The sequence below is a fragment of the Gilliamella sp. GillExp13 genome (assembly GCF_001690815.1).
Taxonomy (GTDB): domain Bacteria; phylum Pseudomonadota; class Gammaproteobacteria; order Enterobacterales; family Orbaceae; genus Gilliamella; species Gilliamella bombi.
Window position 1 is genome coordinate 1 of record NZ_LZHJ01000133.1, and the last position, 13,668, is coordinate 13,668.

Here is a 13,668-nt window from a genome sequence, read left to right on the forward strand (position 1 = left end):
AAGACTTTTAATTATAGGTTTAGTTAAAGTTTATTGAACTTTGATTGAACAATCTATAAATAAAAATAGAATAAGTAAGAAAGAGAAGAAAGCGTAATTTAAACCAAGACAACTGTGAGTTGTAAGGTTAAGAAATTAAGCGTACACGGTGGATGCCTAGGCAATCAGAGGCGAAGAAGGACGTGTTAATCTGCGAAAAGCGACGGTAAGCTGATAAAAAGCGTAATAGCCGTCGATGTCCGAATGGGGAAACCCAGTGTGGGTAACTACACTATCATCTAATGAATCCATAGTTAGATGAGGCGAACCGGGAGAACTGAAACATCTAAGTACCCCGAGGAAAAGAAATCAACCGAGATTCCCTAAGTAGCGGCGAGCGAAAGGGGAGTAGCCCAAGCGGGTAGCATAAAGTATTAGTGGAAGCGTCTGGAAAGTCGCACGATAGAGGGTGAAAGTCCCGTACACGAAGGTGCGTTATGTGGAAGCTTATAGAGTAGGGCGGGACACGTGATATCCTGTCTGAAGAAGGGGGGACCATCCTCCAAGGCTAAATACTCCTGATTGACCGATAGTGAACCAGTACCGTGAGGGAAAGGCGAAAAGAACCCCGGGAGGGGAGTGAAATAGACCCTGAAACCGTGTACGTACAATCAGTGGGAGCTGTTACCGTTGGGTAATAGTGACTGCGTACCTTTTGTATAATGGGTCAGCGACTTATATTCTGTAGCGAGGTTAACCGAATAGGGGAGCCGAAGGGAAACCGAGTATTAACTGTGCGTTAAGTTGCAGGGTATAGACCCGAAACCCGGTGATCTAGCCATGGGCAGGTTGAAGGTTGGTTAACACTAACTGGAGGACCGAACCGACTAATGTTGAAAAATTAGCGGATGACCTGTGGCTGGGGGTGAAAGGCCAATCAAACCGGGAGATAGCTGGTTCTCCCCGAAAGCTATTTAGGTAGCGCCTCATGAATGACTGTTGGGGGTAGAGCACTGTTTCGGCTAGGGGGCCATCCCGGCTTACCAACCCGATGCAAACTCCGAATACTGACAAGTTGAATCATGGGAGACACACGGCGGGTGCTAACGTTCGTCGTGAAGAGGGAAACAACCCAGACCGCCAGCTAAGGTCCCGAAGTCATAGTTAAGTGGGAAACGAAGTGGGAAGGCTTAGACAGCTAGGATGTTGGCTTAGAAGCAGCCATCATTTAAAGAAAGCGTAATAGCTCACTAGTCGAGTCGGCCTGCGCGGAAGATGTAACGGGGCTAAAACTATGCACCGAAGCTGCGGCAGTGCACGCAAGTGTATTGGGTAGGGGAGCGTTCTGTAAGCCGTAGAAGGTGTGTTGTGAGGCATGCTGGAGGTATCAGAAGTGCGAATGCTGACATAAGTAACGATAAAGCGGGTGAAAAGCCCGCTCGCCGGAAGACCAAGGGTTCCTGTCCAACGTTAATCGGGGCAGGGTGAGTCGACCCCTAAGGAGAGGCCGAAGGGCGTATCTGATGGGAAACGGGTTAATATTCCCGTACTGGCTATAACTGCGATGGGGTGACGAAGAAGGCTAGGTTTACCACCTATTGGATGGTGGGTTAAGCGTGTAGGGGTGTGATTAGGCAAATCCGGTCACTGAAACTCTGAGGCGTGATGACGAGCTGCTAAGGCAGTGAAGTAATTGATGCCCTGCTTCCAGGAAAACCCTCTAAGCTTCAGGTTATAGTTAATCGTACCCGAAACCGACACAGGTGGTCAGGTAGAGAATACTAAGGCGCTTGAGAGAACTCGGGTGAAGGAACTAGGCAAAATGGTGCCGTAACTTCGGGAGAAGGCACGCTGATGTGTAATTGAAATCCCATGCGGACGTAGGTGAAATCAGTCGAAGATACCAGCTGGCTGCAACTGTTTAATAAAAACACAGCACTGTGCAAACACGAAAGTGGACGTATACGGTGTGACGCCTGCCCGGTGCTGGAAGGTTAATTGATGGGGTTATGCTTATGCAGAAGCTCCTGATCGAAGCCCCAGTAAACGGCGGCCGTAACTATAACGGTCCTAAGGTAGCGAAATTCCTTGTCGGGTAAGTTCCGACCTGCACGAATGGCGTAATGATGGCCAGGCTGTCTCCACCCGAGACTCAGTGAAATTGAAATTGCCGTGAAGATGCGGTGTACCCGTGGCAAGACGGAAAGACCCCGTGAACCTTTACTATAGCTTGACAGTGAACATTGAGCCTTAATGTGTAGGATAGGTGGGAGGCAAAGAAGCATGCACGCCAGTGTGTGTGGAGTCGACCTTGAAATACCACCCTTTAATGTTTGATGTTCTAACCTATACTTCTGAAACGAGGTAAGGGACACTGTCTGGTGGGTAGTTTGACTGGGGCGGTCTCCTCCCAAAGAGTAACGGAGGAGCACGAAGGTTAGCTAATCCTGGTCGGACATCAGGAGGTTAGTGCAATGGCAAAAGCTAGCTTGACTGCGAGAGTGACGGCTCGAGCAGGTACGAAAGTAGGTCATAGTGATCCGGTGGTTCTGAATGGAAGGGCCATCGCTCAACGGATAAAAGGTACTCCGGGGATAACAGGCTGATACCGCCCAAGAGTTCATATCGACGGCGGTGTTTGGCACCTCGATGTCGGCTCATCACATCCTGGGGCTGAAGTAGGTCCCAAGGGTACGGCTGTTCGCCGTTTAAAGTGGTACGCGAGCTGGGTTTAGAACGTCGTGAGACAGTTCGGTCCCTATCTGCCATGGGCGTAGGAAAATTGAGAGGGTTTGCTTCTAGTACGAGAGGACCGAAGTGAACGCACCGCTGGTGTTCGGGTTGTGATGCCAATTGCATTGCCCGGTAGCTACGTGCGGGATAGATAAGTGCTGAAAGCATCTAAGCACGAAACTAGCCTCGAGATGAGTTTTCCCTGAAGAGATTCAGTAAGGTCCGTTTGAGACTAAGACGTAGATAGGTCAGGTGTGTAAGTGTAGTGATACATTGAGCTAACTGATACTAATGAACCGAGAGTCTTAACCTTACAACTCGGAGTTGTTTTGGGTTACGTGGTAAAGAGTTGATAAAAAGTTGAGAAAGCAGTTTGTTCCGGATTGAGAGATGGGTATTGATATGAGATAATGGTAGAAGATATCAATACTAATTGAAAGAGACAGGATATGTCTGGCGGTAATAGCGCGGTGGTCCCACCTGACCCCATGCCGAACTCAGAAGTGAAACGCCGTAGTGCCGATGGTAGTGTGGGTATTACCCATGTGAGAGTAGGGTGCCGCCAGACTTTTAAATATAGAGCCCAGCAGTCATGCTGGGCTTTTTGCTTTTTGCTTTTTGCTTTTTGGAATATTTATTAAATATTATTTTGTTTATTGAAAATTAATTAATGCAGTAACAAATATTAATTAGTGTAAAAAACAGTCAAAAAAAGAAGGTATTTACCACTTTGTAATTATTTTCTATTTATTTCTTGCTGTATGTATGAAACAATTCAGCTATACAAGGAAAATTTTTTTGAGGTAGTCAGTGATCGATAATGATGGCTACCGTCCGAATGTAGGAATAGTTATTTGTAACAGGTATGGTCAAGTACTTTGGGCTCGTCGGTATGGGCAAAATTCTTGGCAATTTCCTCAGGGCGGAATAAAACAAAACGAAACGCCTGAGCAGGCAATGTTTCGCGAATTAAACGAAGAAGTTGGTTTATCATCAAAAGATGTGAAGATTTTATCCGTTACTAATGGTTGGTTACGATATAAGTTACCCAAAAGAATGATCCGTTGGGAAAATCAGCCAGTTTGTATTGGGCAAAAACAAAAATGGTTTTTATTAGAATTAATATCTGATGTATCAGTCATTAATCTCAATACATCCTCAGCACCTGAATTTGATGATTGGAAATGGGTTAGTTATTGGTATCCCATTCGACAGGTGATTGCATTTAAACGAGATGTTTATAGAAAGGCAATGAAGGAATTTTCTTTATCTGTGTTTGCTATACAGTCTGAAATAGAGACATCAGTAACTAATATTTCTAAAAAGAAACGATTTAATTTCTTTGCTAATAAACGGAAAAACAAAAAGCGTAATAAAAAATGAATCAATATTTACAATTCCCTAATTTCGATCCAATAGCCTTTTCCATTGGTCCGGTATCACTTCATTGGTATGGTGCAATGTATTTATTTGGAGTGCTGGGTGCACTTTATTTGGCTAAGCGCCGTGCAAATAAGCCAAATAGCCAATGGACGTCACAACAGGTTGAAAATTTATTGTTTTGGGGGTTTTTAGGTCTTTTTATTGGAGGCCGTTTAGGCTATGTCTTCTTCTATAATTTAGAAGCTTTTATCAAAGATCCTATAATTTTATTTAAAGTCTGGGAAGGCGGTATGTCTTTTCATGGTGGTTTAATTGGTGCGATTTGCGTTATTGCCCTTTTTGCAAAGGGAACAAAGAAAACTTTTATGCAAGTCGGTGATTTTGTTGCCCCTCTTGTCCCGATTGGTTTGATGTTTGGGCGATTTGGTAATTTTATTAATGGAGAACTTTGGGGGAGAGTAACTGATTCATCGATTGGTATGTTATTTCCAACATCATCACATGCCGATTTTATGTTTGTTCAGTCTCATCCAGAGTGGTTTTCACTTTATTCCCAATTAAATGGTATTTTACCAAGGCATCCTTCACAGCTTTATGAAATGGTGTTTGAGGGAATAGTACTGTTTATTATTTTAAATATTTTTATTCGAAAACCAAGACCTACTGGCTCTGTATCTGGCCTATTTTTATTTTGCTATGGTTTATTTAGATTTGTTATAGAATTTTTTAGACAACCAGATGAGCAGTTAGGCTTATTTTTAAATATTATCAGTATGGGGCAAATATTATGTTTACCAATGATTATTGGTGGTATTTTTATTCTTTTATTTGCATATAGATTTAATAATAAGGCAAAAACACAATGAAACAATATTTAGCGTTAATACAAAAAATTTTAGATGAAGGTACAGCTAAATCAGATCGAACGGGTACTGGAACGCTATCTATTTTTGGGCATCAAATGCGGTTTAATTTACAAGAAGGTTTTCCTCTTGTTACGACTAAAAAGTGTCATTTACGTTCAATTATTCATGAATTGCTTTGGTTTTTGAAGGGGGATACAAATGTTAAGTATCTTCAAGACAATAAGGTAACTATTTGGAATGAATGGGCTGATGAAAATGGTGACTTAGGTCCTGTTTATGGCAAACAATGGCGAGCATGGGGAGCGGCTGATGGTCGCCAGATAGATCAGATTTCACAATTAATTGATCAAATTAAAAATGATCCTGACTCTAGACGTATGATTGTTTCTGCTTGGAATGTTGGAGAATTAGATCAAATGGCATTAGCACCATGTCATGCCTTTTTCCAATTTTATGTTGCAAATGGCAAACTATCTTGTCAACTTTATCAACGTTCTTGTGATGTATTTTTAGGATTGCCATTTAATATAGCCAGCTATTCTTTGTTGGTACACATGATTGCACAGCAATGCGAATTACAAGCAGGTGATTTTGTGTGGACAGGTGGTGATACACATCTTTATTCTAATCATATGGAACAAGCTCATTTGCAATTAGGTCGTGAACCAAGAGTATTGCCAAAATTGGTTATTAAACGTAAACCTCCAACAATTTTTGATTATAAATTTGAGGATTTTGAAATTGTTGGTTATGAACCGTATCCAGCAATCAAAGCGCCTGTTGCTGTTTAATTTTTGTTAAAAAGTTTCAGGTAACTATGTGTTTCAGTATAAAAATAGATAATTTTAAGAATAGCGAATAGTTTTAACTGTGAGCTACTTAAATATAAACTGATAACAAATTTGGTCACAGAATAATGATATAACGTCCTTAGGCTTTGTTTATTTTATGCTCCCGAAAAATAAGATATAATAAGCAACTGTATTAATAATAATTTGATCTTAATATGAGTCAAAATCAAGAAATTCGCCCTATTTTTACTAAAAGTTTATTACACCCCCGTTATTGGTTAACGTGGTTTGGTATTGGTATTTTATATTTAATCGTTTTATTGCCATATCCAATCATTTATCAATTGGGAAAAGGGTTAGGATTGCTTTCGATGAAATTAATCGGCAAACGTAAAGAAACGGCTAGGCAAAACCTTAAACTCTGTTTTCCTGAAAAAACACAATCTGAACGTGATCAGATGTTGCGTGAGAATTTTATTTCAACAGGTTTAGCAATTTTTGAAACTGGTATGGCATGGTTTTGGTCTGATAAACGGCTTGCTAAAAAAGTTTCTATTGTAGACGATTTTCATATCACAAAAGTTCAACAATCAGGTCAAGGTGTTTTACTTATTGGTATTCATTTTCTAACATTAGAGCTAGGTGCACGTATCTTAGGAATGAATCACCCAGGAGTAGGTGTGTACCGTCAAAATGATAATCCTGTAATGGATTATGTTCAGCTTAAAGGGCGACTCAAATCAAATAAATATATGCTGGATCGGCATAATACTAAGGGAATGATCCGCGCACTAAAAAATGGTGAATTACTTTGGTATGCACCAGATCATGATTATGGTCCTAAAAATAGTGTATTTGCGCCTCTATTTTCAGTAAAAAAAGCTGCAACAACTGTAGGCACGCGTATATTAGTGAAATTAGCTCAGCCAGCTATTATACCATTTACTCCTAAGCGTGAGAAAGATGGTCGTTACACTGTTTATGTAACATCAGAGCTTGAAGGTTATCCAATTGATGATGATGTACTTGCGGCTACTTTTATGAACAAAGCAATTGAACAAGAAATTCTAAAAGCACCTGAGCAATATATGTGGTTACATCGAAGATTTAAAACTCGTCCAAAAGGTGATGCACCTTTATATACTGATAATGTTCAATCTGATTAATATGAATATTTTTTATAGCTTCTGTTGAAAGAGCAAAAAATTACAATATGCAAAAACTAAACAAAATTATTCTCTATTGCCGTTGTGGATTTGAAAAAGAGTGTGCTAACGAAATTACAGATAAAGCTGCTCAGAAAGAAGTATATGGCTTTGCTAAAGTTAAAGAAAACAGTGGTTATGTTGTTTTTAAATGCTATAAAGATGATGATGCACAATTATTAATAAAAAATTTAGATTTCCGAACACTAATTTTTGCACGGCAAATGTTTGTAGCAGGTGATCTATTAGTTGATTTACCTACAGATAACCGTATTTCTCCAATCATTGATGCATTATCTGGATGTATTGACAAAGCTGGCGATCTACGTGTTGAAGTTGCTGATACAAATGAAGGTAAAGCGCTTTCTGGCTTTTGTCGTAAATTTACCGTGCCCCTTCGTCAAGCATTAAGAAGTAAACGTATTTTATTAAAAATTGAGAATCCATCAAGACCCGTTGTCCACTTATTTTTTATTAGTAATACCAGTTGTTATGTTGGTTATTCACTAAGTCAAAATAATTCGCCTTTTTATATGGGAATTCCAAGATTAAAATTTCCCTCTGATGCGCCAAGCCGTTCTACATTAAAATTAGAAGAAGCCTTCCATATTTTTATTCCTTATGATGAGTGGGAGAAGCGATTAAAAGGTGGTTTAAACGCTGTTGATTTGGGTGCTTGTCCTGGAGGTTGGACTTATCAACTGGTTAAAAGAAGTATGATGGTTTATGCCATTGATAATGGACCTATGGATGAAAAATTGATGGAAACTGGACAAGTAAAACATTATCGGGAAGATGGCTTTAAATTTATACCTAAAAAGCATAATATTTATTGGTTGGTTTGTGATATGGTTGAGAAACCAGCTAAAGTGACAGAATTAATAGCCACATGGTTAATTAATGGTTGGTGTAGAGAGGCTATTTTTAACCTCAAATTACCAATGAAAAAACGTTATGAAGAAGTAAAACAAAATCTATATTCGTTAAATAAAGAGTTAAATAATAAAAAAATCAACGTACAAATTCAAGCAAAACAGCTTTATCATGATCGAGAAGAAATTACGGTTCATGTACAACGAATTTGGGGATAACAAAATTATAAGAGAGTAGGTATGAACTTGAAACGTTACTTTTATGCTATATTGATAATACCATTATTTACATTTTTGGTATGTTGTACTTTAGGAAATTCAGAGAAATCTCTTAACTTTGATGATAACAAAAATTCTAGTTATTATCTTTCACAAGCAGATAATAGTTCTGGAACAGATAAAGTTAATTGGCAATTATTAGCTATTCGTGCACTAATAAAAGAAAATAAATTTTCACAAGCAACTACATTATTATCAAATTTACCACCCAAGCTTAATGATGAGCAACAAAAAGAAAAGTTATTATCAGAGGGTCAAATCGCTGTAAAAAAAAGGAAATCATTTGATCTGAATCAATTAACTATTGAAAATTTGTCTAATTCACAACTGTATCGTTATTACATTATTAAATTGGGTTTGGATATAAATAGTAAAGATATTAATGCTCAAGCCCACGATTATCTTCAATTAGAAAAATATGTATCAGAAACAGAAAAAAGGCAATTATTAAATAATACATGGAATTTTTTCCGTAAATTAAAATCTGGTAAAATCCGCAAAATTTTAGTTGATGAAAATGAAACTATATTACAAGGTTGGGTTGATTTAGCTTATTCTTACCAAAATGCGAGTAAAGCACCCACTCCACAAGATGATGATACACCAGAAACTATTGCCACAAAATCCGAAAATCAAAAACAGCTATTAAAACAAGCTATCAACAATTGGGCTATACAATATCCAGATCATCCCGCAAAAGAGATTATCTCGATATTAACTGGAGAACAAACACTTGCTGTTGATGCTAATGCAAAAAAAGTTGCATTATTGTTACCATTAAATAGCTCTTCACGTATATTTGGTGAAACAATTCGTCAAGGTTACATGGATGGAATTAAGTTTTTCCCACAAGAACCACAACAAAATGTGATTATACTTGATACAACTAGTGCGCCAATGAATACTTTAATCCAGCAAGCACAGGAACAAAATGTTGAGTTAATTGTAGGTCCTTTATTAAAGAAAGAAGTTATTGAATTAAAATCACTAGAGCCAGCTATTCCTGTCTTAGCCTTGAATAAGGTTGATAACACTACTTCGTCTGCAAATAAAATGTGTTATTTTACTTTATCTCCTGAAGATGAAGCAAAAGATGCGGCAGACCATATTTATTCTCAAAATAAAATAAAACCATTACTGTTAGTCCCTCAAAATGATTTGGGTAAACGTGTTGCACAAAGTTTTGCAGCACAGTGGTCACAATTGTCAGCAAATAGTTCACAAGCTTACGTACAATACTTTGGTAACACTCAAACACTAAGCGCCAATATGAATCGTAACATAGGGATTAGCCTTACGGGAAATCCTATTTTAATAGATGAAACGCTATCAGGGGGAATGGTATCAGCTGGATTTGATGCTATTTATGTTTATTCTTCATATGATGAATTGACGTTGATAAAGCCAATGCTTGATATGGGTGCAAATAAAACTATTGGAAACTCATCTGAGGTTACACTTTATTCAAGTTCTAAAAGTCATGTAGCTAATGCTTCTAATGACTTTAATTATGATATGAATAAAACTGAATATGCAGATATCCCTATGGTTATAAATCAAATGGATAAGGTAAATACAAATATACCTAGCAACATTCAGAAAGATTATTCATTAATTCGCCTGTATGCAATGGGCATTGATGCGTGGAGACTAACAAATCGTTTTAATCAACTTAATTCATATCAACCTAATTTTTTAGATGGTATGACAGGTAAATTATCAACGAGCGATCAATGTGAAGTGACACGTGCACTCTCTTGGCAGCAATATATTTATGGTGAAGATAAATCTGATTCAAAAAGCGAATAAAAAACAAATTGGCGAGCATTATGAAAATATAGCTTGCCAATATTTACTTAAGCAAGGGCTTATACTTCTTACACATAATAGCCAATTTCGCTTTGGTGAGCTTGATTTAATTATGCTTGATAATGAATGTCTTGTTTTTATTGAAGTGCGTTATCGAAAGAATGCTAACTTTGGTGATGCGGAGATGACTGTTACACTAAATAAACAAAACAAAATTAGGCAAGCTGCCCAACAATGGATGATGGCGCAAAATTTAAATATCGAAGATACTGAGTTTAGATTTGATGTTTTTGCTATTACAGGTAACAGTCAAAAATGGATTATTAATGCATTTTAATTTTTAGGTGAAAAGTTTGCAAGATTTAATTAAAAATTATTTTACTGAAAGTATTCAAACTCAAATCGTGATGGCGGAATCACTTGGCTATTCTATTGAAAAGGCTGCAAATATTATTGTCGATAGTTTACTTAATGGCAATAAAATTATGAGTTGTGGTAATGGTCCCTCCGCAGCTAATGTACAAAGCTTTACTTCACGTTTAATCACCAGTATTAATATTGAAAGACCAAGTATTCCTGCAATGGCTTTAGTATCAGACAATGTTTTATTGAGTGCTATAGCAAATCATGAAGAAATTTATGCTCGCCAAATTCAAGCATTAGGACAACAATGTGATGTTTTAATTATAGCAACTTGCCAAGGGAATAGCAGATCTATCATTCGTGCTGTTCAAGAAGCGGTAATTAAAGATATGAAAATTGTCGCATTAACTGCTTTTGATGGTGGTGAAGTTATTGGCTTATTAGGCCAGAATGATATTGAAATTAGAATTCCGTCTTATAAAAAAGTAATGGCATACGAAATGCATGCCATGATTTTAAATTGCTTATGCCAATTAATCGAGAATAGGCTATTTATTCACAGTAAATAAGCTGAAATAAATCAGGTTTAATTCTGCATTAATAGTGATTTTATGCTATAATTGCGAACTATTTTGATGACTTAAATTAATAAGAGTACATGGTGTTATGACCGAACTAGCCAAAGAAATAACCCCCGTTAATATAGAAGATGAATTGAAATCTTCTTATCTTGACTATGCAATGTCTGTCATTGTTGGGCGTGCCTTACCTGATGTCCGTGACGGTTTAAAACCTGTTCACCGGCGCGTTTTATTCGCTATGCATGAAGCTGGATATGATTGGAATAAACCTTATAGGAAGTCTGCTCGTGTTGTTGGGGATGTAATCGGTAAATACCATCCACATGGTGATTCAGCAGTTTATGACACAATTGTACGTATGGCTCAACCATTCTCATTACGTTATATGTTGGTTGATGGTCAAGGTAACTTTGGTTCTGTTGATGGCGATTCGGCAGCTGCGATGCGTTATACTGAAATTCGTATGCAAAAGTTTGCGGGAGCATTATTAACGGATCTAGATAAAGAGACAGTTGATTTTTCACCTAATTACGATGGTTCAGAAATGATTCCAGATGTGTTACCAACACGAATTCCTAACTTATTAATTAATGGCGCGTCAGGGATTGCTGTTGGTATGGCAACTAACATTCCTCCACACAATCTCTCTGAAGTTATCAATGGTTGCTTGGCTTTTATTGAAGACGAAAATATTTCAGTCGATGGTTTAATGGAGTATATCCATGGGCCAGATTTTCCAACAGCAGCATTAATTAATGGTCGAAAAGGTATCGAAAACGCGTATCGCACAGGTCGTGGTATTATTTATATTCGCTCTAAAGCTACCATAGAAGTTGATGATCATAGTGGACGTGAGACCATTATTGTTAATGAGATACCGTATCAGGTTAATAAGAAAAAACTGATCGAAAAAATTGCAGAATTAGTTAAAGATAAAAAAATAGAAGGTATTTCGGCATTACGTGATGAATCAGATAAAGACGGTATGCGCATAGTCATTGAAATTAAACGCGATGCTGTTGGTGAAGTTGTATTAAATAACCTTTTCTCTTTGACTCAATTACAAGTTTCATTTGGTATCAATATGGTGGCTTTACATAAAGGTCAACCAAAACTCCTAAATTTACGCGAAATGATAGAAGCTTTTGTGCTTCATCGACGAGAAGTTGTAACTCGTCGAACCATTTATGAATTACGCAAAGCACGCGAACGAGCTCATGTATTAGAAGGTTTAGCAATTGCACTTGCCAATATTGATCCTATCATTGAGCTCATTCGTGCTGCTGCAACACCTAGTGAAGCAAAAACTAAATTATTGAGCCAAGCTTGGCAACTTGGAAATGTTTCGTCCATGCTAGAGAAAGCAGGTAATGATGCAGCTAGACCAGAAGATTTAGCTCCAGAGTTTGGTATTCATGATGGACATTATTATTTATCAGAAGCGCAAGCTCAAGCGATTTTAGATCTCCGCTTACACCGCTTAACCGGCCTTGAACATGAAAAAATTCTTGATGAATACAAAGAATTATTGCTTCAAATTGGTGAGTTATTGCATATTTTAGCTAGCTCAGAACGTTTGATGGAAGTAATTCGTGAAGAATTGGAAAGCGTTCGAGACCAATTCCAAGATGCTAGACGAACAGAAATTACAGCGAGCAGTGCAGATATTAATATTGAAGATCTTATTGCTCAAGAAGATGTAGTCGTTACTCTTTCCCATCAAGGTTATGTAAAATATCAACCACTTTCAGATTATGAAGCTCAACGTCGTGGTGGTAAAGGTAAATCTGCCACTAAAATTAAAGAAGAAGACTTTGTCGAAAAACTATTAGTTGCTAATACTCATGATACGATTCTTTGCTTCTCAAGCCGAGGTCGATTATATTGGATGAAAGTTTACCAATTGCCCGAAGCCAGCCGAGGCTCTCGAGGTCGTCCAATTATTAATTTGTTACCTCTTGAAGAAAATGAAAGAATCACTGCAATTTTACCTGTTCGAGAATTTGATGATGAACATTGTGTATTTATGGCTACAGCACAAGGTACAGTTAAGAAAACATCTTTAATTGAATTTAGTCGTCCACGAAGTGGCGGTATTATTGCGATTAATTTACGTGATGATGATGAATTAATTGGCGTTGATTTAACTAGCAATGATCCTTCAGCTATTGTTGATGATGAAGAACTTTATGATGATGCCATTGTTGAAGAGATTGACTCAGAAGATGATAACCTGATTGGTGAAATCTCAACGACTGAAGATATTATGTTATTCTCTGCTAATGGTAAAGTTGTTCGTTTCCCAGCCAATAAAGTTCGTTGTATGGGCAGAACGGCTGCTGGTGTACGTGGCATAAAACTTGATAGCGATGATAAAGTGGTTTCATTAATTGTACCTAGAGGTAGTGGCGCAATTTTAACAGCAACTCAAAATGGATATGGTAAACGTACTCAGCAAGAACTATACCCAACCAAATCAAGGGCAACTAAAGGTGTTATTTCTATCAAAGTTAGTGAGCGAAATGGTACTGTTGTTGGCGCAGTTCAAGTTGATGAAACCGATCAAATCATGCTAATCACAGATGCAGGAACGCTTGTTCGTACTCGTGTTTCAGAGGTAAGTATTGTTGGTCGTAACACTCAAGGTGTCATGCTTATTCGAACAACTGACAACGAAAAAGTGGTGGGATTACAACGAATAGCCGAAACAGGAGATGACGCAAGTGAATCAGAAGCATCGGAAAATAATGAACGGCACGATTCACTTCAAGTGTCCGAGGATTAATTATTTAATAATCTAAAAGGAT

The 13,668-nt window shown here is 37.8% G+C and carries 9 protein-coding genes and 2 rRNA genes; all 11 read left to right on the forward strand.

All coding sequences use genetic code 11. The annotated features are described in order from the left end of the window. The first annotated feature begins 125 nt into the window (after window positions 1-125). The 11 genes from A9G37_RS09495 (at window position 126) to gyrA (ending at window position 13,646) form a co-directional block, all read left to right on the forward strand. Window positions 126-3,025, forward strand: a 23S ribosomal RNA gene (locus A9G37_RS09495). Window positions 3,026-3,164: 139 nt separating this feature from the next. Next, window positions 3,165-3,280, forward strand: a 5S ribosomal RNA gene (gene rrf, locus A9G37_RS09500). A gap of 242 nt (window positions 3,281-3,522) precedes the next feature. Beyond that, window positions 3,523-4,095: an RNA pyrophosphohydrolase gene (gene rppH / locus A9G37_RS09505; protein WP_034913393.1), complete on the forward strand. Its 573-nt coding sequence runs from the start codon at window positions 3,523-3,525 to the stop codon at window positions 4,093-4,095. Then, window positions 4,092-4,961, forward strand: a complete 870-nt coding sequence (gene lgt, locus A9G37_RS09510) for a prolipoprotein diacylglyceryl transferase (RefSeq protein ID WP_065575365.1) — start codon at window positions 4,092-4,094, stop codon at window positions 4,959-4,961. The genes rppH and lgt overlap by 4 nt, the downstream gene beginning before the upstream one ends. After that, window positions 4,958-5,752 carry a thymidylate synthase gene (gene thyA, locus A9G37_RS09515; protein WP_065575366.1) on the forward strand — a complete coding sequence of 265 codons (795 nt, stop codon included), beginning with the start codon at window positions 4,958-4,960 and terminating at the stop codon, window positions 5,750-5,752. The genes lgt and thyA overlap by 4 nt, the downstream gene beginning before the upstream one ends. Window positions 5,753-5,967: 215 nt before the next feature. Continuing rightward, on the forward strand, window positions 5,968-6,918 hold the full coding sequence (gene lpxL, locus A9G37_RS09520) for an LpxL/LpxP family Kdo(2)-lipid IV(A) lauroyl/palmitoleoyl acyltransferase (RefSeq protein WP_065575367.1): 951 nt from the start codon (window positions 5,968-5,970) through the stop codon (window positions 6,916-6,918). A gap of 47 nt (window positions 6,919-6,965) precedes the next feature. Next, window positions 6,966-8,048 carry a 23S rRNA (cytidine(2498)-2'-O)-methyltransferase RlmM gene (gene rlmM, locus A9G37_RS09525; RefSeq protein ID WP_065575368.1) on the forward strand — a complete coding sequence of 361 codons (1,083 nt, stop codon included), beginning with the start codon at window positions 6,966-6,968 and terminating at the stop codon, window positions 8,046-8,048. A gap of 27 nt (window positions 8,049-8,075) precedes the next feature. Next, window positions 8,076-9,917, forward strand: coding sequence for a penicillin-binding protein activator (locus tag A9G37_RS09530; protein WP_218059366.1), 1,842 nt, complete (start codon window positions 8,076-8,078; stop codon window positions 9,915-9,917). Further along, the gene (locus tag A9G37_RS09535; RefSeq protein WP_081297720.1) at window positions 9,883-10,254 is read left to right on the forward strand and encodes a YraN family protein; all 372 of its coding nucleotides are present in this window, start codon (window positions 9,883-9,885) and stop codon (window positions 10,252-10,254) included. Before A9G37_RS09530 ends, A9G37_RS09535 begins: the two co-directional genes overlap by 35 nt. Before the next feature lie 16 nt (window positions 10,255-10,270). Then, complete coding sequence (locus A9G37_RS09540; RefSeq protein WP_065575370.1) at window positions 10,271-10,849, forward strand: SIS domain-containing protein; 579 nt, start codon at window positions 10,271-10,273, stop codon at window positions 10,847-10,849. A gap of 97 nt (window positions 10,850-10,946) precedes the next feature. Next, complete coding sequence (gene gyrA / locus A9G37_RS09545; protein WP_065575371.1) at window positions 10,947-13,646, forward strand: DNA topoisomerase (ATP-hydrolyzing) subunit A; 2,700 nt, start codon at window positions 10,947-10,949, stop codon at window positions 13,644-13,646. The last annotated feature ends 22 nt before the right edge of the window (window positions 13,647-13,668 follow it).